The 23,748-nt window shown below is 51.8% G+C and carries 24 protein-coding genes; 18 read left to right on the plus strand and 6 right to left on the minus strand.

Going from position 1 to position 23,748, the window contains the following annotated elements; all coding sequences use genetic code 11:
* Positions 1–267: 267 nt before the first annotated feature.
* Positions 268–1,854 (plus strand): AAA family ATPase, encoded by a 1,587-nt coding sequence (locus P1S59_11870; GenBank protein ID MDF1526948.1) that lies wholly within the window; start codon positions 268–270, stop codon positions 1,852–1,854.
* 106 nt (positions 1,855–1,960) lie between these two features.
* On the opposite strand, the gene P1S59_11875 is transcribed toward P1S59_11870, so the two are convergent.
* The 5 genes from P1S59_11875 to P1S59_11895 form a co-directional block, all read right to left on the minus strand.
* Entirely contained in the window at positions 1,961–3,301 is a 1,341-nt protein-coding gene (locus P1S59_11875; protein MDF1526949.1) for an HD domain-containing protein, read from the minus strand.
* A 61-nt stretch (positions 3,302–3,362) separates the two neighbouring features.
* Positions 3,363–5,615, minus strand: a complete 2,253-nt coding sequence (locus P1S59_11880; protein MDF1526950.1) for a response regulator — start codon at positions 5,613–5,615, stop codon at positions 3,363–3,365.
* Positions 5,616–5,629: 14 nt separating this feature from the next.
* Positions 5,630–6,523, minus strand: a complete 894-nt coding sequence (gene phnD / locus P1S59_11885; GenBank protein MDF1526951.1) for a phosphate/phosphite/phosphonate ABC transporter substrate-binding protein — start codon at positions 6,521–6,523, stop codon at positions 5,630–5,632.
* Positions 6,513–7,619, minus strand: coding sequence for a DUF362 domain-containing protein (locus tag P1S59_11890; GenBank protein MDF1526952.1), 1,107 nt, complete (start codon positions 7,617–7,619; stop codon positions 6,513–6,515). The genes phnD and P1S59_11890 overlap by 11 nt, the downstream gene beginning before the upstream one ends.
* Positions 7,620–7,630: 11 nt before the next feature.
* Entirely contained in the window at positions 7,631–9,241 is a 1,611-nt protein-coding gene (locus P1S59_11895) for a hypothetical protein (GenBank protein MDF1526953.1), read from the minus strand.
* Between the two features lie 1,126 nt (positions 9,242–10,367).
* Between P1S59_11895 and P1S59_11900 the strand changes: the two genes are divergently transcribed.
* The 16 genes from P1S59_11900 (at position 10,368) to P1S59_11975 (ending at position 21,995) form a co-directional block, all read left to right on the plus strand.
* Entirely contained in the window at positions 10,368–10,616 is a 249-nt protein-coding gene (locus P1S59_11900; protein MDF1526954.1) for a hypothetical protein, read from the plus strand.
* A gap of 13 nt (positions 10,617–10,629) precedes the next feature.
* Positions 10,630–11,169 carry a pilus assembly protein gene (locus P1S59_11905; protein ID MDF1526955.1) on the plus strand — a complete coding sequence of 180 codons (540 nt, stop codon included), beginning with the start codon at positions 10,630–10,632 and terminating at the stop codon, positions 11,167–11,169.
* A complete protein-coding gene (locus tag P1S59_11910; GenBank protein ID MDF1526956.1) occupies positions 11,147–12,277 on the plus strand; it encodes a hypothetical protein in 1,131 nt (376 codons plus the stop codon). Before P1S59_11905 ends, P1S59_11910 begins: the two co-directional genes overlap by 23 nt.
* Positions 12,274–12,873: a pilus assembly protein gene (locus tag P1S59_11915; protein MDF1526957.1), complete on the plus strand. Its 600-nt coding sequence runs from the start codon at positions 12,274–12,276 to the stop codon at positions 12,871–12,873. The genes P1S59_11910 and P1S59_11915 overlap by 4 nt, the downstream gene beginning before the upstream one ends.
* Entirely contained in the window at positions 12,870–13,025 is a 156-nt protein-coding gene (locus P1S59_11920; GenBank protein ID MDF1526958.1) for a hypothetical protein, read from the plus strand. The genes P1S59_11915 and P1S59_11920 overlap by 4 nt, the downstream gene beginning before the upstream one ends.
* Before the next feature lie 9 nt (positions 13,026–13,034).
* Positions 13,035–13,766, plus strand: a complete 732-nt coding sequence (cpaB, locus tag P1S59_11925; protein ID MDF1526959.1) for a Flp pilus assembly protein CpaB — start codon at positions 13,035–13,037, stop codon at positions 13,764–13,766.
* Positions 13,763–14,995: a type II and III secretion system protein gene (locus P1S59_11930; GenBank protein ID MDF1526960.1), complete on the plus strand. Its 1,233-nt coding sequence runs from the start codon at positions 13,763–13,765 to the stop codon at positions 14,993–14,995. Before cpaB ends, P1S59_11930 begins: the two co-directional genes overlap by 4 nt.
* Positions 14,996–15,008: 13 nt before the next feature.
* Complete coding sequence (locus tag P1S59_11935; GenBank protein MDF1526961.1) at positions 15,009–15,314, plus strand: ComEA family DNA-binding protein; 306 nt, start codon at positions 15,009–15,011, stop codon at positions 15,312–15,314.
* A gap of 51 nt (positions 15,315–15,365) precedes the next feature.
* On the plus strand, positions 15,366–16,955 hold the full coding sequence (locus P1S59_11940; protein ID MDF1526962.1) for an ATPase, T2SS/T4P/T4SS family: 1,590 nt from the start codon (positions 15,366–15,368) through the stop codon (positions 16,953–16,955).
* Positions 16,956–17,618 (plus strand): type II secretion system F family protein, encoded by a 663-nt coding sequence (locus tag P1S59_11945; GenBank protein MDF1526963.1) that lies wholly within the window; start codon positions 16,956–16,958, stop codon positions 17,616–17,618. It begins immediately after the preceding gene.
* On the plus strand, positions 17,618–18,361 hold the full coding sequence (locus P1S59_11950; GenBank protein MDF1526964.1) for a type II secretion system F family protein: 744 nt from the start codon (positions 17,618–17,620) through the stop codon (positions 18,359–18,361). The genes P1S59_11945 and P1S59_11950 overlap by 1 nt, the downstream gene beginning before the upstream one ends.
* The gene (locus tag P1S59_11955) at positions 18,358–18,720 is read left to right on the plus strand and encodes a DUF192 domain-containing protein (GenBank protein MDF1526965.1); all 363 of its coding nucleotides are present in this window, start codon (positions 18,358–18,360) and stop codon (positions 18,718–18,720) included. The genes P1S59_11950 and P1S59_11955 overlap by 4 nt, the downstream gene beginning before the upstream one ends.
* Before the next feature lie 254 nt (positions 18,721–18,974).
* The gene (locus tag P1S59_11960; GenBank protein ID MDF1526966.1) at positions 18,975–19,778 is read left to right on the plus strand and encodes a hypothetical protein; all 804 of its coding nucleotides are present in this window, start codon (positions 18,975–18,977) and stop codon (positions 19,776–19,778) included.
* Positions 19,762–20,808: a hypothetical protein gene (locus P1S59_11965; GenBank protein MDF1526967.1), complete on the plus strand. Its 1,047-nt coding sequence runs from the start codon at positions 19,762–19,764 to the stop codon at positions 20,806–20,808. The genes P1S59_11960 and P1S59_11965 overlap by 17 nt, the downstream gene beginning before the upstream one ends.
* Before the next feature lie 75 nt (positions 20,809–20,883).
* Positions 20,884–21,294 carry a DUF2384 domain-containing protein gene (locus P1S59_11970; GenBank protein ID MDF1526968.1) on the plus strand — a complete coding sequence of 137 codons (411 nt, stop codon included), beginning with the start codon at positions 20,884–20,886 and terminating at the stop codon, positions 21,292–21,294.
* Positions 21,294–21,995 carry an RES family NAD+ phosphorylase gene (locus P1S59_11975; protein ID MDF1526969.1) on the plus strand — a complete coding sequence of 234 codons (702 nt, stop codon included), beginning with the start codon at positions 21,294–21,296 and terminating at the stop codon, positions 21,993–21,995. The genes P1S59_11970 and P1S59_11975 overlap by 1 nt, the downstream gene beginning before the upstream one ends.
* A 318-nt stretch (positions 21,996–22,313) precedes the next feature.
* On the opposite strand, the gene P1S59_11980 is transcribed toward P1S59_11975, so the two are convergent.
* Positions 22,314–22,874 (minus strand): AAA family ATPase, encoded by a 561-nt coding sequence (locus P1S59_11980; protein MDF1526970.1) that lies wholly within the window; start codon positions 22,872–22,874, stop codon positions 22,314–22,316.
* A 545-nt stretch (positions 22,875–23,419) separates the two neighbouring features.
* Here P1S59_11980 and P1S59_11985 point away from each other — a divergent pair.
* Positions 23,420–23,671 (plus strand): hypothetical protein, encoded by a 252-nt coding sequence (locus tag P1S59_11985; protein ID MDF1526971.1) that lies wholly within the window; start codon positions 23,420–23,422, stop codon positions 23,669–23,671.
* Positions 23,672–23,748 lie beyond the last annotated feature (77 nt).

The raw sequence follows: 23,748 nt of genomic DNA on the forward strand, positions 1-23,748 counted from the left end.
CCACGTATTCTAACCGAAGACAGCGGGCACTTCCATCTACGGGCTTACGCCCGCAGAATTACGAATGAGTATTAAACGTGGATTTCATGACCGTAAGACCAGACTGGACTCCGGGTCGTTGCCCGGAGTGACAAGCATGCTGTCATTCCGGACCGGGTGAAACGAGGAGACGGCATCCAGCTGGACTTGCCTACTGCGGCGACGGCGGAGAGGAGGCTATAATATAGGGGAAGGCACGGTACCTGAAATAACATTTAAAGGCCGGATATGACCATACCAACACAAAGGATAATCAAAGAGTTGTCCAGACCGGAGGCCTACCCCCACCCGGTTGACAAGGTCGAGGTGATCCAGACCCACATCTCGGTCGTCTTTCTGGCCGGTGATCTTGTCTACAAGGTCAAGAAACCTTTGAATCTGGGGTTCCTGGATTTCACAACTCTGGAAAAACGCCATCACTACTGCCTTGAGGAACTTCGCCTCAACCGCAGGCTCAGTCCGGACATCTATCTTTACGTTGTTCCGGTGGTCGACGGCCCGAACGGCCTTCGCTTTGGCGTGACAGGCGACTCGGTTGAAATATCTCCGGTTGAATACGCCGTGGTGATGAAGAGGCTCGATGAGAGCAGGTTCCTCTCGGCCCTCCTGACCGGGGGAACGGTGGACAGAGCGGCCATGAGATCCATCGCCGAAAGGATCGCCGATTTTCATCTCCAGGCTGAAACCTCCGCCGAGATCACCAGGGTCGGGGGCATCGAGGCGGTGATCCTCAATACGGAGGAGGATTTTCAGCAGGTGCAGCCTTACGTCGGAGAGACCCTCTCGATAGAAACCTATGAAACCATAGCCCTTTACACCCGGACCTTTATCGAGGTCAACAGGGATCTTTTCGCCCGGCGGGAAGCCGGAGGCTGGATCAGGGACGGTCACGGGGATCTGCACACTCAACACATCTGCATGGCGGACGGCTTCCAGATATTCGACTGCATCGAATTTAACGAAAGGTTCCGATACGGTGATGTCCTGGCGGATGCCGCTTTTCTTGCCATGGATCTGGAAAGGCTCGGATACAGGGACCTGGCACAAACATATACAGACTCCTACCTGGAACTGATGGAACTGGGGGACTTCTCGGCTTTATTTAATTTTTATGCCTGTTACCGCGCTGTGGTGAGAGGCAAGGTGGAGGGCTTCCGTTCCCGCGACCCCAACGTCCTGCCAGCCGAGGCCAACCTGGCCCGGGAAAACGCCAGAAATTTTTTCAGCCTTGCCGAAAAATACGCCAGGACACCGGTTCCACCGGTACTCATCACGGGGTGCGGTCTCATGGGCTCTGGAAAATCGACCCTGGCAAAGGCGTTGGAGAGCCGCCTGGACATCGTGATTTTGTCGTCTGATTCCATCAGGAAAGAGCTGGCCGGAATAGACCCCACCTCCTCCCGTCATGTTCCCTTTGGAAGCGACATTTATTCAGAGGAGTTCAGTATCCGGACATATTCCCAGCTGCACAAAAGAGCGACGACCCATTTGAAAGGGGGTCAGAGCGTCTTTCTTGATGGCTCCTACATGAATCCAGACCTGCGAGAGCAAGCCCTGGAGGCAGCACGAAAAGCCGATGCCGGGTTTCTGCTGCTGCACCTTGATCCTGGTGAGGAAGAGCTCAGAAACAGACTGCGGAAAAGGATGAAGGGGCCAGATGCCGTATCTGACGGGCGTGAGGAGATCCTTGGGGATCAGATAGCAGCTTTCAGCCCTCCAGCTGAGGTACCCCACGAACTGAAGCTGACCTTCCATGGTTCACAGTCCCTGGATGATCTGGCCAGGGAAACCTATCGCCGCCTCCTGGCAGGGTGAGGGTAGGGGTAATGGTAGGCCACTGGACGCGGAGACGCGGAGACGCGGGGACTCGGGGTAAAACCTTAAACCCGGGACCCGAAACCTGGAACCGAAAACAATCATTTCAGGTTTTCCGGGAGGATCCTGAATACCATTCTTCAAGAAATCGCCTTGCGGCATCCTCTTCAGGAGGAATGTCCCCTTCAACGACTGCCTCGACAAGGGCTTTTTTCGCCTCACCTACTGATAACCCTGGTTCGATATCCAGTATCTCCATGATCTGCTGACCGGTGAGGGGTGAGCGGGGTTTGGGCATCGTCCCCCGTATCGTTTCAACGCGCTTTCTAAGCTTTCCCAGATCCTGGAGTTTACCCTTGTAAAGGCGAAGGGATGCGCTGTCTGCCTCAACCAGGGCAAGCAGCCTGTCCAGGTGCCCCCCCGCGCGGTGAATAAACCTGCGAACAGCACGATCGCTCCACTCATCCGTATAGTGCACCATGTGCAGGAGAACAAGCTCCCCCACCTCTCTGGTCAACTTCTTGCCCGCTTTCAGACGTTTTAACAGTTTTTCCGCCAGTTCAGACCCCATGGATTCATGTCCATGGTAGCTGTCTCCGTTCTCGGAAGGGACCATGGCTGCCGGTTTTCCGCAATCGTGGAGCAGCGCGGCCCACCTGAGGGACAGATCACCCGGGCAGCGGTCCACAACCCGCAGCGTGTGCCGGAACAGATCCGGGAAGTGGAAAGGGTTGTTCTGTCGGAACCCGACCATGGCCTGGACCTCAGGCATAATGCCATCCAAAGCATTCCATCGGCCAAGCAGTTCCAGGCCGAGGGATGGTCTTTCGCTCAGAAGGATCAGGTTCATCTCATCAAGGATCCTCTCAGGTGCAACTTGCGATACACGGACAGACAGGTGCCTGGCTGCTTTTCCCAAAGGAGGATCGATCCTGTAAGACTTGCTGGCACGCAGTCTCGCTGCTCGAAAGATCCTGAGAGGATCATCCTCAAAAGTCCGGCGTGCCCCTATGGGTGTCCTCAAAAGACCTTCTTTTATATCTGCCAAACCACGACCACCAGGATCCAGGATATCAACAGTGTCAAAAGGCCCTGCTTTTGAATGCTCTGGTTCTGCAATCTCTACATAAAGCGCATTTAGAGTAAAATCCCTGGAAAGGGCGTCTGCTGTGAGCGGATCCGAACAGATGCAGGTCAGAGAACTCCTCAGGTGAGCCTGGGCGAACTCGATCCGGGAGGCGGCACCATATACGAGGTGGGTACCGAACCTTGGAAAAGAGACTGGATCACCTACCCGCCTTGCCCTGGAAACTTCACCTGCTAATCGCTTAGCCCCTTCATCACCGCCGCCAAAGACGACAACATCCCACTCACCGGAAAAACTTCTCTCTTCCAGGATGTCGCGTACAGCACCGCCCACCAGAAAAACACGTAGCCCCAACCGCATCGCGGCCGGGGCTACCTCATCAAACAGCGCATTTAAAGGTCCCCTGAACCAGGAAGGGATCCTAACTATTTGGTTCTTTCCTGCCGGCCCCTTCATCTTTCTCTGTCACCCCTGCTCTTTTCCTCTGGCCGCCTTTTTCGAGAAGATAATTTATCCTGTAAAAGAGGTCCTGCTGGTCAAAGGGTTTGACTATATGCTCATCAGCGCCCGCCTCAAAAACCCGCCGTGCCACCTCCTTACCCCCGGCTGCCGAAACCACGATGATAGGTATTTCCCCTATCTCATTATCCTTGCGGATCCTCCGACACACTTCGTACCCATCGACCTCCGGCATCATGAGGTCAAGCATGAGGAGATCCACATGGTATTTCTTTGCATAATGGACAGCCTTGGTCGAATCGGGGGTGAACTTTATGTTATACCCTTCCTTGGGGAGTATCATTTCCATCATTTTAAGGAAGGCCTTATCGTCATCCACAACCAGAATTGTCTCGTTCCTGCCCCTCGGGGTCGGCCGTACTCCCTTCCTCCCGGACTCTGCGATGCCCGCATCCGGATGATTTGGTTTATCCGGTTCACCAACAGGCATAAGGATCAGGAAGCAGGTCCCCGCATCTTCATCACTTTCCACAAAAACCTTCCCATGATGGGCAACAACGATCTCCCGTACAATGGAGAGGCCAAGCCCAGATCCGCCAAAACGCCGGGTCGACGAACTGTCCACCTGATAAAAACGTTCAAAGATTTGATCCAGCCGATCCTTGGGAATACCGATCCCGTTGTCTACAACCCGAAATTCGATGAAGTCGCTCTTGGACTTGGCGCTCAGATTTATCTCTCCACCCACTGAGGTAAACTTCAAGGCATTGTCCAAAAGGTTCTGGAAGACCTGGAGCATCTTGTGAAAATCCCAGTGAACGGTGGGCATTTCATCCCCGATGTCAACCGTGACCACGATGTCCTTGGCTTCATATTCGGGACGAAAATTTTCCACCGCTTTGCTGATCAGGGCATCCGGTAAAAAGGCCTGCTTGTTCAATTTATATTCACCTGCCTCGATCCGTGTAAGGTCCAGCAGGTCTTCGATGAGCCCCAGTTGATTTTGACCCTGCTCCTTGACCACGGTTACTATGTCTCTGAGTTCCTTGCTCGGGTTGCCGTAGTTCTTGTCAAGAACAAGGGAGAGATACCCGTTGATGACGGTCAAGGGGGTCCGGAGCTCGTGGGACATGATGGAAAGAAACTTGTTCTTTACCTCATTGGCCCGCTTAAGTTCCTGGTTCATGGTTTTCAGAATATTATAGTTTTCCTGAAGCTTGCTCTGGGCCTCTTCAAGTTCCGCCGCAGTACTCTGAAGCTGCATATAGGAAGCCTGCAGCTCCTCGTTGGCCGATTCGATCTCAAGGTACTTGTAATTGATCTCTTCCTGTTTTTCCCGGAGGGTCCTTGTCCGGCTGTCCACCTTCCGTTCCAGCGTCCGGTTCAGCTCTTCAAGCTCAACCTTATTTTGTTGAAGCCGCCTCTCCCTGTTGGACAGGACCTCGGCCATGTAGTTGAAGCGTTCAGCAAGGATCGTCAATTCATCGCGACCTTTAAGGTCAATACGAAAATCGTAATCCCCCTTGACGATCGCTTCAGTTCCATTGTTCAGTAACCGTATGGGCTTTGTCATGGCCGTTCCGAGCACAATGACCCCTAGAAGAACAAGAAGGGTCGTCAGGATGATCGTCGCGTTGTGAGTTTTCCTGATCCTGGTGAGGTTGTAGTTCACCTTTTCATTGAGGTGTTGTGTCATGGGAGTGAGGATGGTACGCACAGCTTCAACCTGGGCATGGAATGTGGAAAGGTTAATTTCCATATCCATTAAGACCCTATCGTAACCTGTGCCAGCGCCGCTGGTCAGGATGATGCTGGTCAGCATGGTCAGGTCAGAGAAGGTCGTTTCCATTTTACTGGTCATGACGTGAAGGTCCCGGACCAGTTTATCGGGCCTGTCGTGACAGAGGCCACAGCTGTTGTTGGTGAGGTTTTGGGACAGTATCTGTTCGTTGAGGTCACCCATATTACCCTGGATCTCCTCCACCTGATCGAGGAGTATCCTGATGTCCCTCTCGGTGTACCGGGCTTTTTCAAAACCCTTTATGGCCTTAAGAGCCTTGATGTCCAGAGAGGTAATCGTGGTGGAAAGACGGTCAATCAGGAACCGGGCGGTATTGACGTCGTACAGCTGACCCATGATATTGGAAACCAGCCCGCTGCCAATAAGAACAACAATAAATAACCCCACGAGTCCTGAGATGAGCCTTTTCTTCATACCCTGGACTCCATCTAGTTATCCAGCACCCTGATGTTGTTGATCTCGTAACCGCTTTCCTTGACCACCTGCCTGACACCATCATATTCATCCGGAGAGGTCTTCACGAACTTCAACGCTCCAAACATCTTGAGGACCTCCTGGCCTTCCTGATGAGAGTCCATCCTGAGGAAGACCGTCCGAATGGCCTCCCTTGTCCCCTGGGGGACTTCAGCGCTGACTACCAGGGTCGAATCAGGGAAATGGCCGCCCGTGTATAGAATCTCGATCTTTTCACCAAGTTCAGGTTTGCGCTTTATGTACTCATTGAATACCGTGTTTTTCGCAGCCCCGATCTCTGCAATACCGTTAGCAACCATCCACACGGCAGCATCATGGCTCCCAGCGAACCTGATATTGAAAAAGAATTCACCGGGCTCCTTCACACCGTTACTTCGAAGCAGGCTCAGAGGGAAAAAATACCCGGCTGAGGTGTGGGGGTCCACAAAAACGAAAGACCTCCCCTTCCAGGTGGCAATATCACGGGTCACAGGCAGACCGGATCTTTTAAATATGTAGGAGCGGTAATGGGACTCACCTGTTGGCCATACAGGCCTGACAAGGGGGGCAAATCCGTAATTATCGATTCCATAGGCAGCAATAAAACTGCCCATGAAGGCGCCGTCCGCCCTCCCTTCCTTCAGGGCCGACAAAACCTCTTTGTACCCATTGAGGACCTCGAAACGGACATCCAGAGGCAGAAGCTTACAGGTGTATTCGCATAGGTTGTTATACTTTCGCTGCTGCTCAAAGATGTTCCTCTCTGGAACCAGAACGATCCTGAAATTTTTCTTTCCACTGGCCGCCTGGGCAACAGAGGTCCATACCAACAGGCCGACAAGGAAAAGTCCGGCGATTTTAGTCCACATTTTCAAGGGTGTATTTCCTGTTACCGAGGCCGAGTCTTTCGGCGTGTTCCAGGATGGGCTGCCACCGGATACCGGATATAGCGTTGATCTTGTCCTGGGCGCCCAGATCCGTAAGTTTGCTTCCCGCAAGGCCCTGAGCGCCGTTGACAAGGTCCACAGCAGCCTGATCAATGGCCACCGGATCGGTGGAAACCAGGATGCCCACGTCGGCTACGAAAGGCGGGTCGTTGAAATCGAAACAGTCACAGTCCGGGCTCATGTTGATGAGATAGTTAAAAAACAGCCCCTTGTCTTTCTTGTTCTTAAGGGCCCCGGCCACGTACTCGGCGGTCTTCTCCTGGGTGATGGCCGGATCGGTCTTCCAGTTAACCGCGATGGCACCAAAGCTGCACGACACCGTGCACTCGCCGCAGCCGATGCACCTCTCCTCAACAATGAGGGCTTTAGTCCCAGCCTCCCATTCGATGGCGTCAACAGGGCACCATTGGAAACATTTTCCGCACATGGTGCACCTTTCCTCATTCACCGCCGGCAATACATCCGAGTGCATCTCCTGCTTTCCGCTGGGGGCGGCGCACCCCATGCCGATCCCCTTCAGGGCGCCCCCGAAACCGAACAGTTCGTGACCTGTAAAGTGGGTCAGGTTAACCACAACGTCCGCCTGATGAAAACCAGAGGCGATCTTGACCTTGGAAAAGTGTTTACCGTCCACCTTCTCCGAGACGTAGTCCTTCCCCATGAGTCCATCGCCAATGATCACCGGCGCGCCTATGGTAGCGTAAGAAAAGCCGTTCTTTATGGCGGTCTCCAGGTGGTCCACAGCGTTGCCGCGGCTGCCCTTGTACAGGGTGTTGGTGTCAATGAGGAACGGCTTCCCGCCGGCCTTCTTGATCTCCTCGACGACCACCCTGGCGAACATCGGGGGCAGGAAGGCTGTGTTGCCCTCCTCACCGAAGTGCAGCTTGACAGCCACCTTGTCACCCGGGGAGATCTTTTCAGCGAACCCGGAATGGCCGAAAAGCTTGCGCGTCTTGTCCAGAAGGTTGTACCCCATCTGGCCTCTGAGGTTGGTGAAGTATACGGTGGATGCGGTCATGTGATCACTCCTTAATCATTGGGGTCATTACCAGTGGCATTAAAAGGTAAAAAATTCAGTTTGGCCCAAGCGTTGGGGGAATCTTCCCCAAGATCAGGTGTTAACGGAGGCACTCTCAAAGTAGTCAACAACGTATCCCCGTCCTTGATCACCTGGTCAACATGAGCATCCGATACTTTAGTGGGCCCCCAATAATTTCCTTGAGCCAGGATTACATCAGCACCGTCCGTATTAGCCGTGGCGATGGCATCATAGGGAAGGTTTGAAAAGATGCTGTTGCGTCCACCTTCATCGCATATGTTGTACGCCTGGCAGTCTCCCAGGATCGGCGATTTGGAAATAGAACTAAAATTATAATCGAGGACAACGCCGCCCGAGCTGTTCAGAAAGATACTGTTTTGCTCGAAGATAACCGGGGCATCTCCCGAGATCATGACACCGTACCCCATGTTTTCTGAGATGCGGTTGTGAATCATATTTGATGTCCCAAAGACATTCCCGGTAAACAGGACACCGTTCGAGGTAGAGGAAACAGAGCCGGTGATATTGCAGGAAGAGATTTGCTGCGACCCGTTATGGGCCCAGATAGCCAAAGCGTTCCCTCCAAAAAAACTATTGGAGATATTGCCCGTGCCGCTCAATATCTGAACACCTGCACCTGGTGCGGCAGCAGATTGAAAATAGAATTCAGAACCGGTCACCGTGTAGCTAACATTATCCAGATATAACCCACCTCCCCCACTGAGACTGTCGGCATTGGATGCATCAACAATACTGGACATAAAATCCACACTCACAGCGGCGTCGTCATCCTCGGCATAAACCGCCCACGCCCCCTGCCCGTCGAAGACACAGTCTTCCACCGAAAGTCGCGGGTCAGGACCCGCACTGTCGGATATACGAACCGCGTTCCCGGCCCCCAGCAGCCTCAAATTTTTAAGGCTAAGATCCGCATCAACTGAAAAAATGCTTGCGCTGGAAACAAGTGACTGGAGGATGGTGGCGGTGGACATGACGGCCGGAAAACTCGGGTGGCCCGAGGTGATGGTATTGCCATAACCGCTGCCCTGGACTGTAAGGTCCACATTAATGGGGATGGTGAGGGCTGTTACGCTGTCGCCGAAAGCAAACCCCGCACCCGTGCTCAGCCCGATGACATCCCCGGCCCCCGCGCTGCTGAATAAAGCAAGCAGATCAGCAGGGTCCGCACTTGAGATACTCTCGAGGATTACCGAACCGCTGGTTGTCTCGTTGTCGTCACGGTCACTGGCCCTCACGAGAACGGTGTGCATACCAGCCGAAATATCCGCCGAGGATGCCAGGTAGGACCACTCGACGTCCGAGTTCTTGTTGGGCGGATCTTTGTCTATTTCAGCCGCACTCCAAGTCGCCCCGTTATCGCTGGAAACAAGAACAGTGGCCACATTGATGTTGTCGGTAGCCCTGCCCTGGAAAAGGTAGTACTCCATCGAACCCGTATCGTTGAAAAAAACCGTCTGCGGAATGAAGGATGTGTCGATGGATGGAGCAGACTCGTCGCTGCCGCACCCCGCAAGGAAAACAAAAAGACCGATAAGAACAACTATATATATAGTGTACTGAAAGGCTGCCTTTCTCTTCATAACCAACTCCTTTCACCACCAGACTCTAAAGGTGATAGGGTCGCAAAAAGTCCAATCCGGAACTTTTCGCTCTACGGAAAGGGAAAAGCGTGGTTTTCCCTTTCCTCACAAATCAATGACTTACGGTGCGAGTCATTGATTTGGGCGCCCCGCGCGGGGCGCGTTGATGACTTTTTGCGAAGCCATCAAAGGTAAATCTATAATTCATTATCACAAGGTGTCACCCTGCGCAAGAATACGGATTTGAAATTCCAATTTTAACCGCAGAGATAGCTGAGGAAAACTTCATTCAGGGTTAAGAAGCAATTACCGTGAATACGTTAAGAGCTAACTTACCACAGCACAGCCATTCCCAGGCTGCACCACAGGGTTGCACAGGGTAAAACTAAATCAGGGGTAAAGAACGATTCCTGTAAAGGAGGCAATTTTCACCACGGATTCACCCTTCGACTTTGCTCAGGGCAGGCAGGACAGGCTGAGCGACTTGGCGAAAGGGTAAGATCTAAAGCTGAAAACGCGACTTCTGTAGAAACGGCAAAAGCAAAATTTAACAGGGATGAAGGGGATGAAAGGGATGGGTACAGATTATATAAAAAACCAATTCCCAAAATGTTAATTTATCACGATTATCCTTTTTATCTCTTTTATCCCTGTTAGCTGGTTTTTATCCCCTGTATCCCCTTTATCCCTGTTAAATCCGCCTTTGTATTTTGGAATGGGACCCTCAGCGCTAAAGCGTTTGTGCAACTGGATTCCGGATAATCATGCCGCAGGCGCGCTTTCCGGAATGACAGTGCTGGAGGGGTTCGCCTGTATTCTAATGACACATGGATACTTCGAAACATAGATACTTTGATACACAGGCCCGAAGCCCGGGGCCGCTCATCGTCCCCCATTCTCCCCTACCCCCACACCCCCATACCTGAGCCCGACCTCCGGGGCTGAGACTCCTCTCCCGGACACATTGTCCGGATTCCGGACGAAAAACCCTGTTAATCACGCGAACCGGAGACCCGAGTCAATCCGGATAAATGGTTTAAATATTCGAATATACAGAATTTTTTAATAAAAATTCTGTCTGGCATCCACCTTGCGTCCTTAGGAGCAAAAGAAAGGAGGCTAAATCATGGGAAGAAACAGGAGCAGGGAGTCGGGACAAGGCATGACGGAGTACATAGTCATTGTGGCGCTCATCGCAGTGGCAGCCATCGCTGTGGTGGGTTTTTTCGGGGACGTTGTTAGGAACCAGTTCTATAACATGACAGCGGCTCTCGCCGGCTCCTCTTCCAAAAGCGATGTGAGCAAATTCGTTAAAAAAGCTGAACGGGAAAAGAACCAGAGAGGCATGGACGACTTCTCGTCCTCGGCCCGATAAAGGTCTTGGTTCGATGGCACTCGCGAAGACCATAAACTGGGGGCCGCCTCTAAACCAGAGGGGACAGGGAGCTGTTGAGGCCATCTTGGCACTCCCTGTCTTCCTCACTCTCGTATGCCTCGTCTTTCAGCTCTTTTTCCTGGGCATAGCCCAAATCCAATTGCAGTATGCCGCCTTTTATGCAGCACGAGTGGGTGCCGTCCACGGCGCCGATCTGAACAGGATGAAGCAGACTGTCACAAGTATTTTAGCCCGCTCCCCAGGACTGCTGTCCATATCCCGGGATCACTTTGAGATCGAGATCATAGACGACCTGGGAAATGAAAAAAAGAATTCCGTACCTTCAGTTGAGCAGCCAGCAGGCACTCCACTAATGGTCCGTGTCCATTGGCATTACCCTCTCACCATACCGCTCGCAGACGCATTTTCACTTAAAAACAGCAAGTTTCCCGTCCCGGGAAGACCCAGTGTCCATCTTAAGGCTTCGTGGGCAATGACCATGTTCGGATCAATATCGGAGGATCACAGCGATGCAAAAAGTCCACAGCCATAGCCGAAAAATGCGGGGTCAAACTCTGGTGCTGGCTGTTGTCCTCCTCAGCCTCTGCTCCACCTTAATGCTGGGTATGTTCCAGGTTTCCCTGGCTGTACAGGAAAAGATCCGCCTCCAATTGTCAGCGGACATGGCTGTCCTGTCCGCCCTGAACTGCCAGGCCAACGGTCTGAACACCATTGCCATGGCTAACAGGGCCATCCTTGCAAACGATGCCATGGCCGGACAGATCAACGCCATGGTAAGCGAAGCAACATTTTACAGGAGGCTGACAGAAGAGTTTAAGAAGCTGCTGCGCTTTATCCCTTACGCGGGGCCTGTCAGTAGTTTCATTTCCTCCGGCGCACACGCTATTGAGAAGGTTATCAGAAAGACCGCTTCGGTAACGCTCCCCCTCACTCATTACTCAAATGCTGCATTACGAAAAGCGCAGGAAACAGTTCGCATTCTCCTGCCTTTTTACTCCTTGAGAGCAGCCAGAACCACACTCAAAGAAAACATGCCCCAGGCACAAATGACTATCCCCAGCGAGGCCCTTGTACTTCGTCAGGCCAGGTCCTTACAGAAAAGATTTACAGAGGTACAGCAGGCATCAGCTAACACGCTCAAGGCAAAGACTATGGATCGCCACACTCTGAAACGAAACTGGAGGATAAAAGTCGCAGGTCTATCCCCCGCAAAAAAAACCGGCGGCACTACGATCACATCTGATGACCTGGTCTCTCGGGATAAATTGCAGGTTAAGGTTTTCAAGCGGCTCCGTTGGAGATGGAAGACCGCTCTTACAACTCAGAGTCGAGCCTCTGATTTCGGTTATCAAACTCCTGCCACACTAATGTCCATAGATACCTCTGATATTCAATCGGCATTAAGCCTTCCCATCCTGGTCCAATCGGATATGCCCTCGTCCATCGTAAACGGTCCTTTCAAGGAGAAAAAACTCCTTGCCCTCTCAGCGGGAAGGCTCCTTTACAGGCGAGACAACAGGGAAGATGAAACCGAGAACATTTTCAACCCGTTCTGGAGGGCTGAACTGATGCCGGTGGCGAGTGAACCCACTGCAAAGCGGCTCATACCGGAGATGATTCTGAAAGAGGTCAGGCATTGAGCTGTTCAAGACAAACTGCAAAAGTCAGAGGACAGGCTCTTGTGGAACTGGCGGTTATTCTCCCGGTTCTGGTCCTTTTCATGGCAGCTGTAATACCGCTGATCGTTAAAGGGGTGGCCTTGCCCTGGCTGGACGAAAGACTCACTCTCAGACAGCTGAGCCAGAAGGATGAACAGGTCCACCGTCAGCTTCAACTTACCCACGAGTCGGATCTCCTTCCCCCCTATTTTGATAATACCCGGCTTGAGGAGAGCACCCTAAACGCTTCCATGGGCATGTCTTTACCTCTGCTGGGAAAAACTTTCCCCGGGAATATGACCAGGAAACTCACCACCGCCGCCTTACCTGAGCACGGATGGTGGAACCGGGCGATCTTTGGCAGCCCGCAAGGTTCAGACCGCAATATTTCAAGAGGCCTTACCATGGTAGCGGCCCGGGTTCCCCTTGAAACCGAGGTTCCCGATGAGGTGAGGAGGTTGACAGTCATTGGATTCGCGTCAGGAAAGACAAACATTCTGGAAAAGACCGGTTTCAACCTGTTCCATCTCAACCTCGACGCCCTTCCTGAAACCGCGGAGGGAGGAAAAACAAAATGAAGCGAAGGTCCTCGGGACAATCCCTTGTTGAAACATCCATTCTTACAGCATCCATTTCCATCGGAATTTTATGCTTGTGGGCGGTGTGCAGTGAAAAAATCACACTTTTTATTGATCTGGTTCTGGCTGCCATCGCCAGTCCCGTGCCCTAGGAGCCGAAAATGAAGAGAAATTCAATCCTGATCATCGCGTCCTGTCTTATCGGTCTTATTACAGCCTCTGCCTATTCATCCAGAATCCGGCATCTACGGGATGAGATCACTCGTTTTTCTGAAAAAGTCCCCGTCCTGACAGTTTCCAGGAATATAAAAGCCGGCGAAACTTTGGAAGCTGAAGATCTTGAAGGGACACTGTTTTTAAAAGAGCAGGTTTCCGTAAGAACCGTTTCACCGGAAGATGTGGAACTCATTGTGGGGCGCCGGGTAATCCACCCTGTGCCTGCCCGGGACCCCATCCTCTGGACTGACTTTCCAGAAGGGCCGCGGGTGCAGCATCCCTCGGAGATGATCCCCACAGGATACCGGGTCATCGCCCTCCCCGCCGATGAAATCCACACTCTTGTTCACTTTATATCCCCCGGTGACACAGTCGACATTGTCTCATCTACTTTTGAAAGTTCGGGAGACAGGTTGGTAAGCCGGCTCATCGCCGAGAACATCGTCGTCCTGGGAGTGGGACGCCAACTGAAGGGACGACCAGACAACTCTGATACAGAGGGTTTTCCACTCTCGGTAACTCTTCTGGTTGACCCTGAAGACGCACTGGCGATCCTTCGTGCGTCCCAGACCGGCGCGATCCATTTTCTTGCCATTGGTTCCAGCCCCTTTGCGGGGATCTACGATGAGAACAACCGAACAGCCACAGCAAAAAGACTCTCAGGAAAAACACAATGACAAAGAGACTGATAACTATACTGTTGACCCTGGGGTTTGTACTTAGCTGCTCTGAAGCATCACGATCCCAGGAAGTTGTGCTGCCTGAGGAATCAGGCATCTGGCAGACAGATCAAACTCCACAGAGCTTCTCAACATCACCCCCTTCTGTTGCAACAGCCCTGAAGTCCCTGGAAAACATGGAAAATCTGGTCATTACCGAGTTCCCCGGCGGCGCTATTCTGGGGGGTAAATTGCTCAGTCCGGAGGATATGCGCCGTGTTGCTTTGCTGAGCGATTCCATTGAAAACATTTTCAATCTGTGCTCTTTCCACCCGGATGCGCTTAAGATCGCGGCATCTTACCTCGGAAAGATCCTGAGTCAGAACCGGATCAACGGTTTACAGCTGTCACCCATGGGCAATGCTCTGCTCCTGACTGGCACCCCTGTCGAGGAAGGAGATGTCTCAAGGGTACAGCGGATGTGCAGTTCCCTTCACATCCCTCTCATCAACGGGACGCGTTCCGGTGTCGCCGACCCCAGGATGATCCTTTTTGAAGTTTCTTTCGTGGAAGTCAACAAGGATACCTTCAGAGAATTCGGAGTCAAATGGCCGTCATCAACTCTGCTCTCCGACTCTAATGGAATGCGCGTCGGCCAACTGGAACCTGCCAATGCCCTGGAGGTCACCATCAACCACCAGATACTTAAAGGTAACGCAAAGATCATATCAAAACCACGCATTGTCTGCGCTTCCGGGCAAAAAGCCTCTTTCCAGGCAGGAGGCGAGATCCCCATCCCCCGCACGGACAGTGAGGGTGGGATATCTGTCACCTGGAAACCCTACGGGATCATCCTTGAGGTGGCCCCATCCATCGATTCCCAGGGCAAGATCCATGTCCAGATCCGCTCAGAGGTCAGCATGGTCGACCATGCCAACGCCATCGAAGGCATCCCCGGGATCCTCACTCGAAGAGTTGACACCTACCTGAGCCTTGATACCGGGCAAACCGTGGTCCTGTCCGGTCTTGTCCACAGCGAGGATGCACAGAATATCCAGAAGGTTCCCCTTCTTGGTGATATCCCGATCTTTGGTGAGCTTTTCAAATCACGCAGTTTTCAGAAAAAAGAGACAGAGCTGGTAGTTTTTCTGACCCCCATGCCAGCCGTTGATGGTCCTCGAAATGAGGACAAATGGCGACCGATGATAACGGTCGAACAGTCGGGCATCGATCCCGACCCGCAATGAAAAGGAGGTAGTCATGAAAAGAAAAGCGAATTGGATGGCCCCCATGAGTTCACTGCTTGTAGTGGCGATCGCAGCGGTCTTGTTCCTGGTCCCGGGTGCTATGGCCGATGGCGGCAATGCAGCCGTGGCTGTGAACATCAACACTGCCGATACGGGTGAGCTGACAACACTGCCAGGCGTCGGAACCTCGAAAGCGACCGCTATAGTCAACTACAGGTCAGAGCATGGTCTTTTCGACACGGTAGATGAGCTGACTAATGTTCGAGGTATTGGAGCCAACGTCCTTGAAAAGATCCGGGATCTTATCAGGGTCCAATAAATGACAACTAAACGGGGGCAGGCTCAAACCTGCCCCCACAGGAGGCCTCCCATGATCCTGGTTGCATCGTTCCTTTCACCGACAAAGGAAAACAGAAAAATTTCTTTAAAGAGAACTGCCGCAATTATCGGACGAGACGGGAATGCCGAAATTCAGCTGGACCATCCTTCCGTGTCCAGAGAACACGCACAGGTAAAATTTATAGAGGGAAAGAATCACTTCAGCATCGAGGATCTCGGCAGTGCCAACGGTACCTACGTTGATGGTGTTCGGGTCGTTGAAAACTATACCCTTTATCCGGACCAGCAGCTGGAGGTGGGGCCCTTCAGGTTCAGCCTTTGTCTCATGCCGGATGATAGTGGGCAAAACGGGCAAAAAGATAAGATAGAACTTAACGAGACAGCCAGAGAAGAGTTTGTCATTCAGGAAGCGGTTCGAACTCTGCCTGGCATGATGTCCCCGACAAAACGTACCGACAAGGAGAGTGACAGCGCCTTCGCCGAAAAAGCCGAGAAGGCTTTGTATAAGAGGATCATGGAACTCCTGCCGGAAGACACCAAAGCCACCCGTGCAGAGCGTCTTACGAAAATAGCCCTTACTCTCTCCCTCGGACTGGGCCCCCTTGAGGAATGGCTCAGCGATCCCGGCATCTCGGAGATCATGATCAATGGTACTGAATCGATCTACATTGAAAAGAACGGCGTAATGAGCAACCTGCCTTCACCTTTTCAGGATGAAGTTTCCATTATGAGGATCGTTGACCGAATACTCTCTCCCCTGGGTAGACGTGTCGATGAGAAAAGCCCTTATGTAGATGGACGTCTGCCTGACGGGTCCAGGATCAATGTGATCATACCGCCCGTATCCCTCACAGGACCGGTGCTTACGATAAGAAAATTCGCGGAAGAGCGCCTTAACATCTCCCGACTGGTTGACATGAAAAGTCTGAGCAAGGAAGCAGCCGATTTCCTGGAAAAAGCTGTGGTAAGCAAAAGGAACATCCTCATTTCCGGAGGCACAGGGACAGGTAAAACAACCCTTTTAAACTCCCTGGCCTATTTTATCCCTTCCTGGGAGAGGGTGGTCACAATAGAAGACGCGGCCGAGCTGGATCTCGAACAGGAACATATCGTACGCCTGGAAACACGGCCTCCAAACATTGAAGGTGAAAGTGAGGTTACAACCCGTGACCTCGTCCGGAACTCCCTGCGCATGAGACCGGATCGCATTATCGTTGGAGAGTGCCGGGGAGCTGAAGCTCTCGACATGCTCCAGGCAATGAACACAGGTCATGAGGGGTCCATGACCACATGTCATGCCAACTCCCCCAGGGACGCCCTCAAAAGACTTGAGATGATGGCTTTAATGTCCGGCATCGAACTGCCTCTCCGGGTCGTACGGGAACAGATCGCTTCAGCAATAAATATAGTCATTCAAATCTCCCGCATGGCCGGTGGCAGGCGAGGTGTCACAAGTATCCTGGAAGTAGACGGCATTGAGGGGGACCAGATCCTCACTCAGCCTATTTTCGAGTACCGGAACCAAAAATCTACATTGGAAAATACAGGGATCCGGGCATCGTTTCTGGCGGATACGGACATTATGGATGTCCCCAGACAACCGCACATGGGAGTCAATTGAATGTTCGCTATGGATCTTTTCCTCACTCTGATTTCAGGGACCAGCGTCGCCCTGCCGCTGGGCTACATCGGGTTTTCGCTAGGCAAAGGGAAGAAGGGCAGAAAACCGGGATCGAAGGTGATCAGAAGATTGGAAACACAGCTGCCTGCTTTTCTGGATTCCATCTCCTCAAACCTTACAGTGGGAAATAGCCTTCAGCAATCCATTGAGACGGCCATTAAAAAAGATCAGACACCTCTGGCAGCATATTTTAAAACAATAATTCTCAGGGTGAGATCAGGAATGACACTGGACGCTTCCCTCGAACAGCAGGCCCGGGAGCTCTCCGGCGGTTCCCTCTCTCTGGCCCTTCTCTCCATGGCTTCCTCTTACCGGTCCGGAAGCAACATGATCGAGTCCCTCTCCATGCTCGCCACCCTTTGCAGAGAACGCGAGAGCCTTCGTAAAAAGATCCTGGCCCGAACCGCTCAGAGCAGGACACAGGGCTATGTACTCATATTTGTGCCGGTTCTTTTCATGCTGCTCCTTTACGTCGTAAGCCCCCACAACATGATCCCTGTCCTTGGCACAAACCTCGGAAGGGCACTTCTTGGAACTGCGGCCGCACTGCAATGCATGGGCGGAATCGTCATCCGGACAATGCTCAAACAGGAGATCCTCTAATGGAGAGAATTCTATGGACATTAATAACAGTTGGGGTGGGAATCTTTATGGTCGGCCTGTCTCAAATATTTCTCAACCCGTTTTTCAATAACCCTTCCGCATCACTGGACAACACCCTGCCTGGGAACACTAAAAGGATCGGCGTCTCTTTCGCCGGGATATTGATAACCGGGATACTGGTACTGGCTGCAACCTCATCCCTGGAAGCTGCCCTCATTGTTGCAGCCATCCCTCCGTTTCTATGGGCTCTATTATTCACCTTGCGTTCCAAACAACGGAAAAGGCGGCGAGCTTTCATCACGAAAGAGTTGCCTCTTCTTCTGGACTACCTGGTTCTTCAGGTGGAGTCCGGCCATTCCATCCAGCAGGCTCTCAGATCAGCCTCTGCACTGTTTTTTAGCGGGGGCCCTCTCCACACCGGACTTTATAAATTGGATGAATCCATGCAAATCGGCTGTTCCATCGGGCAGGCGTTGGAAAAGTTCAGGCAATGGCTGGACACTTCTGAAGCAGATGTACCAATAATGGCCATTTCTCAGGCACTCGAGCACGGAACTCCCCTGGGGAAGATCCTCCGGGAGCAGTCAAAAAGGATGAGGGAATATCTGATCCTGGATGGTGAACAGTTCGCCAATACCGTTTCCGTAAAGATCCTGATCCCCCTGCTTTTCTTTATTTTCCCGGCATCTTTCCTGGTTATCTTCAGCCCCGTGATCGTATCTCTGTCTGTGAGGCTGCCATGAACCGCCTGATCAATACTGTGACGGGGGACATCCTGGTTGAGAAACTCCTGGTCAGGGCAACCTTTTCAGGACGGTTTAGAGGGCTATTATTTCACCGGAAACTGGAAGCAGGGGCAGCGATGCTGCTTGTTGCTACAAAGAGGGTGCACACCCATGGGATGCTCTTTCCCCTGGACCTTTATTTCTTTAACGGCTCCCTGCGTCTCCTCGATTCCCGACACCGTGTCATGCCCTGGAAGCTGCCCGAATCCCCCCAGGGGACGCAGCACATTCTCGAGATTCCCTGCGACACCACTACCGAACCGCTTCGGCTGGCCATTGGTGAACAGGTGTCGATCCTCTGGAGGATAAGATCATGATTCCCTCACTGGTACTTATACGGTCAGACAAAAAGCGTTTTGCCACTCTGACGCAAAAGAAAAACATCCAAATCGGTACTCATAATGATTCCGATGTTGTCATAAACCACCCTCACCTTCATAAACACCCCCAGCTTCTCGGACCCGGCCAGGCTCCAGGGAAACCCACGCCAGGGGAACCTGGCAAAAGCAAGGCAAAAACCTCTTTTTTTCTTCCCGTTTATACCTTCAGTATTGATGGGCTGAATATACGCATGATCCGTTTGAAAGTACTTTTCACAGCTCTTTTCATCGCCTGCATCGGGGTTATATCCTTGACTGCCTATTTAAAATATCACAGTTCCATTTTCATCGATCAGGATTGGACCCCCATCAAAATGCCAGCCAAAGGTGTTTATGGTTTTTGCCGTCAGGACCGAGGCCATAGGGAAGGGGTTCGATTCAGTTTCGAGGCAAGGCAGTCTCAACCACACCGGTTGATGTTCTTCGCCGGCGGCAAGGGCGATGGGGCAGCCATCACACTGTCATTGAACGGTACCATGATCAACGATCCATTGACCCTGCCCGCAGGTTGGGGGGAAGAAAGGTCCGTCCCACTGCCCTCCGCCTATATAAGGGATGGGGAAAACATTGTTGAAGTCACTCCTGTCAGCACCACAATCAGCCCTGGGAGTTGGGGAATCAGCGATATCAGAGCGCTGATTGCAGACAAACCAAATAACCATATTGTGGACACAGCCATCCATGAATTCGCGTTGATCATAGATGCCTTGAACAACAGGGATATGGCAGGCCGGGAGTTAGCTCATTACTATCAATCTGTCAGTACCTTGAAAACAGTACCTTCTTCCGGCAATTTCCCCTTTAACAGGGAGGACATAATAAAAGAGATCGAACAAAGAATGAGAGATAAACTTCATCAGGTGGCCTTTGATATTCGATCAAAAAACATTCTGGGTGACGAGTCCGGTGTTAAGAAGCTGCTTGATGATACGAGTACCTGGATCCCCGAGGACTGGTTCGAGGGTTGGGAGATCTACAATGAACTTTGCCGCTGAAAACGAAATGGACGCGGATGACCAGACTCAGAGTGCCGGATTTTCTCTCGTAGAGGAAAAAAGTCACCCGACGATCGAGCACCTGGTCGCGGTCCGGCAAAACAGACAACTTGTAAAAGTATTTCGGCCCCGGGAGAAAAACATAACCTTTGGCCGATCATCCAGATGTTCCATCACCCTACCTGATCCTCGGTTTTCAAGAAAAGCCGGGGAAATAGTCCTGGGACCGGTTCCCATCCTGCGAAGGTACAAAGATGGTGAGAAAAACAGCGAAATGACTCCCATCGTTCCCGGAAAACCTTACCGTTTTCAACCCTATACACTGACCTTGATGGAGTCGGGTGATGTAATTTTCAACCGGAACAAAAAAAAGGATAGAAGTAAAACCGGGATGCTGAGATCCATGTTATTCATTCTTGCCGCATTAAGTGCCGGTTCCATACTGTTTCTTCACCAAGGCATGACAAATATGGTGCCGAAAGGGCAGCAGGAAAGTGCCTCCATTTTGGCTGTCAGCGAACAGGATCAAGGTGAAATTATCAGTAAACCGGAAATGAAGGAAAACAATGAGAATACAGAAACCACGAAGTCTGCATCGTCTGAGGCACTGACTGAAAAGCATGGCGCGACCTTGGGAATACCATCAGGCAACCCGCCACCAACTCCATCAGTGAAAAAAGGAGTGCCACAAGTAGCCCGGCTCAAAATTGATGATAAAAACAGGAAATTTGCCATACACGCGGATGAGCTGGACAAGGCGATCAAAACCGCAGCGTTACTCATCGAGCAAGGGAACCTCAACATGGCCGGACGCGCCTTAGCCCCGCTCCTGGCTTATGTGGACAACGACCAGCGTAAATTTATTATCGAGGCCCTTGACCCACCTATCGAGGCACTATTCAGGAACGCCTATATGATCAAACCCTACGAACTCGATAGATCCAAAGAGATCCTGCAAGGTATCATCGAGAGCCGGCTGGAGATCCTTCCCAGTTACATGAAGGCGAAGAGGGTACTCGACACTGAATGAGGTATGGTGAGGAACAACCCCTATGTTGACAAATAAACTTTTAATGTTTATTTTTACACACAAAGGGGTAGTTAAATGAAAGCTGATAACCTGCCAGCAGAAGACCTTGACCTCACAAATGAAGCCAACAGGAAGAAAATAGGTCTCATTATAATGAGACTTTTTGATCACTGGAGCCTCACTACCGAGGAACAGCTCAGCCTGCTTGGGCTTAGTCCTAAAAGCAGAGCTCTACTGACAAAATACCGCAAGGGTCAGGCCGCAATAAATCCCGGGAGAGATACGCTGGATAGAGTGGGATGGCTATTGGCAGCTCACAAGGCTCTAAGGCTTCTCTACCCTGAAAATGAAAACATCCGATACAGCTGGATAAAAAGGAGAAACAAGGTTTTCAACAACATGACTCCGCTGCAAGTTATGATAACAGAGGGAATGATCGGGGTTGCCAAAGTATCCCGGTATCTGGATTTCCAGCGGGGCATGTAGTGAAAAGCCTATACGATTCAAACATAGACTTTGATGAGGATTTTTTCAGAAATATCGTTTCCCGCCGAAAGTCAGAGGATCTATTTGATGATCTCACCGGTGATGATCCCAACCTGCATGATGTCGCTGTCCAAGCTGAAATGAGAGTTAAAAAGGACATTCCAAGGGGGGTTATTTCCCGTGGTTTTCATTATTCTACTGCTATTGAATACCCGTTCTTAACCGAACCCTATGTTGCATCAAGATATAGTGATGGTTCATTTCCAGTTCTTTACGGTTCTGTGGATCTGGAAACTACTATCTATGAAACCGCATATCACATGGCCAAATTTGAATCTCAATCAGAGGGAATTGATGAAATAATCGTCAGGGATCGAGCAGTCTACCTGATGCATGGAAGAGCCGTTCTTATCGACTTGACCAACAAGGGAAGCGATTTCTCGCAGCTGTTGTCCAATGAATACAGCTTCACTCAGCAAATCGGCAAGCGGCTCAGCCAGGAAGGACATCCCGGGGTTATGGCTCCTTCAGCTCGGTGCCAAGGCATCAACGTTGTCTTCTTTAAAATAGAGGTTCTAAGCGATCCGAGAATGCATTGCTATCTAACTTACAGACTTGACCCTCGAAGTTGGACTATTACTGTTGAAAGACAACCGGGAGAAGTGATCAATATAGTTGAGGCTGCCCGCTGGATTCATTGAAATGAACAACCCTTTCGAACCCATAGGTTCTCCACGGAGAACGAGATTGCCGCGCCCGCAAGAAGGCACGGGGCTCGCAATGACAAGCGTGAATGGATCCCGGGATACTTGCGTATCTAAGTATCTAAGTATCTACGTATCTAAGTACCTAAGTGTCTAAGTACTTACCTGGATACTTACATACTGGATACTACAATACCGCCTTCCGCCCACGCTCCCATGCACCCATGCTCCCCTATCCCGACACCCCGTGTCAGAGCCTGTCACGCCAAAGGCGTGATGTCCCCGTGTCACCGAGTCACCGCGTCAAGTTGCTTGTCATTTAGGTACTCTCTTCCTGGCCTCGGTATTGATAAAGGCCACTCTCTCCGCTACCGACATGAACGGGACTGACAGCAGTTCTATCCCGTACTCGGTGTAGACCTTCTCGAGGGCCTCATGGATCACAAGTGAAAGTGCAGGATCCTCTTTTCTGTAATTGGGATCTGCCTCCATTATCTCGTCGGGGATGGGTTCGAGGATGAAGGCAAAGGGCGCATAGTTGGCCGAGGCCACAAGCTGTCTGTTGTAGTTGATGAAGTCATCCTCTTCCTGCCGTGAGTGGAAGACATCCACGTAGGCGAGCTGGTCGATGTGGCTCCTGTCGAGGAAGACATAGCCGGATGTGAGGCCACGTTCCCTTTGCTTCTGCACGGCATGGACCATGTGCTGGAAGGTCATGAGGTCGGTCCACGGCAAGATCCCGCCCTCTATCTTCATCTGCGTGGCGATGAGGTCTCGAGCTACCTCCCGGACGATGGTGTGTTCCTCTCCGAGCAGGTTGAGGGTGGTTGTCTTCCCTGTGCCGGGTCCCCCGGTAACTGGTATCTTGGTCGGCATTGTGTCTCCATGGGAGCGTGTCGAAAACTCCAGAATCGTAAAACTATATTTACCATGGCGATCCTGGAGCAAAAAGTTCTTATTCAGGAGCCTGAAGGGATTCTCCTACCGACTCATGGACGGGCATAATACCGGTAAATGTTTTTTTTGTATAATTTTCCGTCACTCCAGGTAGAGCTGTATCGAGGTATCGAAGTGTCTAGGTGTCCAGGTAAAACCATCTGCCGCGGCGTAGTCCGGTGGACGAAGACGGGTTATTAGAATGCCACTGGATTCCGGCTCATCACACCCATGGTGTGATGTCCGGAATGACGGCGACCTTCGGTCGGAGTTTCGGGTTCCGGAACTTTCCACGTTGGACTTTGGACATTAAACTTTGGACTGTTCACCTCACTCACTCTCCCACGATCCCCTTCGCCCATGCGCCCAAGCGCCCATGCTCCCACTCTCCGGGTCCTCGTGTCTCCGCGTCTGCTCTACCCCCCGTGTCTCCGTGTCATCGCGTCCCATTGCATAAAATCTTCCCGTCTGCTACATACTCCCCCATGGATTTTTCCCCACAAAGTCCTTCCCTTCTCGCTGCCCTCCTGGCCATAACTTTCGCAGTGACACTTCCCTTTGGAGCCTGGCGGGCAAAGTGCCTGAAGTTTACGTTAAAGTGGTGGCTGGCCATCCACCTGGTCATCCCCTTTATTTTCGTCATGCGACGGTGGGGAGGGTTCTCCTACTGGTTCATCCCCCTCTTCCTTGCCAGCACAGTCCTCGGCCAGGTCGTTGGCGGGAAGATCAAGGACTGAGTGAACTACCACGGGCTTACGCCCGTGGCACCCTTAAAGGCCAAGCTTCGCTTGCCCGCTGTCTTCTTCACCTTGCA

The sequence above is a fragment of the bacterium genome, assembly GCA_029210965.1.
GTDB lineage: Bacteria > BMS3Abin14 > BMS3Abin14 > BMS3Abin14 > BMS3Abin14 > JALHUC01.

What these genes read in the sequence shown, in the direction of transcription:
- P1S59_11970 (MDF1526968.1), top strand. Translation starts at nt 20,884, where the DNA reads ATGAAAGCTGATAACCTGCCAGCAGAAGACCTTGACCTCACAAATGAA.
- P1S59_11890 (MDF1526952.1), bottom strand. Translation starts at nt 7,619, where the DNA reads ATGACCGCATCCACCGTATACTTCACCAACCTCAGAGGCCAGATGGGG.
- P1S59_11955 (MDF1526965.1), top strand. Translation starts at nt 18,358, where the DNA reads ATGAACCGCCTGATCAATACTGTGACGGGGGACATCCTGGTTGAGAAA.
- P1S59_11935 (MDF1526961.1), top strand. Translation starts at nt 15,009, where the DNA reads ATGAAAAGAAAAGCGAATTGGATGGCCCCCATGAGTTCACTGCTTGTA.
- P1S59_11945 (MDF1526963.1), top strand. Translation starts at nt 16,956, where the DNA reads ATGTTCGCTATGGATCTTTTCCTCACTCTGATTTCAGGGACCAGCGTC.
- P1S59_11980 (MDF1526970.1), bottom strand. Translation starts at nt 22,874, where the DNA reads ATGCCGACCAAGATACCAGTTACCGGGGGACCCGGCACAGGGAAGACA.
- P1S59_11895 (MDF1526953.1), bottom strand. Translation starts at nt 9,241, where the DNA reads ATGAAGAGAAAGGCAGCCTTTCAGTACACTATATATATAGTTGTTCTT.
- P1S59_11930 (MDF1526960.1), top strand. Translation starts at nt 13,763, where the DNA reads ATGACAAAGAGACTGATAACTATACTGTTGACCCTGGGGTTTGTACTT.
- P1S59_11900 (MDF1526954.1), top strand. Translation starts at nt 10,368, where the DNA reads ATGGGAAGAAACAGGAGCAGGGAGTCGGGACAAGGCATGACGGAGTAC.
- cpaB (MDF1526959.1), top strand. Translation starts at nt 13,035, where the DNA reads ATGAAGAGAAATTCAATCCTGATCATCGCGTCCTGTCTTATCGGTCTT.
- P1S59_11950 (MDF1526964.1), top strand. Translation starts at nt 17,618, where the DNA reads ATGGAGAGAATTCTATGGACATTAATAACAGTTGGGGTGGGAATCTTT.
- P1S59_11985 (MDF1526971.1), top strand. Translation starts at nt 23,420, where the DNA reads ATGGATTTTTCCCCACAAAGTCCTTCCCTTCTCGCTGCCCTCCTGGCC.
- P1S59_11870 (MDF1526948.1), top strand. Translation starts at nt 268, where the DNA reads ATGACCATACCAACACAAAGGATAATCAAAGAGTTGTCCAGACCGGAG.
- P1S59_11910 (MDF1526956.1), top strand. Translation starts at nt 11,147, where the DNA reads ATGCAAAAAGTCCACAGCCATAGCCGAAAAATGCGGGGTCAAACTCTG.
- P1S59_11880 (MDF1526950.1), bottom strand. Translation starts at nt 5,615, where the DNA reads ATGAAGAAAAGGCTCATCTCAGGACTCGTGGGGTTATTTATTGTTGTT.
- P1S59_11920 (MDF1526958.1), top strand. Translation starts at nt 12,870, where the DNA reads ATGAAGCGAAGGTCCTCGGGACAATCCCTTGTTGAAACATCCATTCTT.
- P1S59_11905 (MDF1526955.1), top strand. Translation starts at nt 10,630, where the DNA reads ATGGCACTCGCGAAGACCATAAACTGGGGGCCGCCTCTAAACCAGAGG.
- P1S59_11875 (MDF1526949.1), bottom strand. Translation starts at nt 3,301, where the DNA reads ATGCGGTTGGGGCTACGTGTTTTTCTGGTGGGCGGTGCTGTACGCGAC.
- P1S59_11960 (MDF1526966.1), top strand. Translation starts at nt 18,975, where the DNA reads ATGATCCGTTTGAAAGTACTTTTCACAGCTCTTTTCATCGCCTGCATC.
- P1S59_11940 (MDF1526962.1), top strand. Translation starts at nt 15,366, where the DNA reads ATGATCCTGGTTGCATCGTTCCTTTCACCGACAAAGGAAAACAGAAAA.
- P1S59_11965 (MDF1526967.1), top strand. Translation starts at nt 19,762, where the DNA reads ATGAACTTTGCCGCTGAAAACGAAATGGACGCGGATGACCAGACTCAG.
- phnD (MDF1526951.1), bottom strand. Translation starts at nt 6,523, where the DNA reads ATGTGGACTAAAATCGCCGGACTTTTCCTTGTCGGCCTGTTGGTATGG.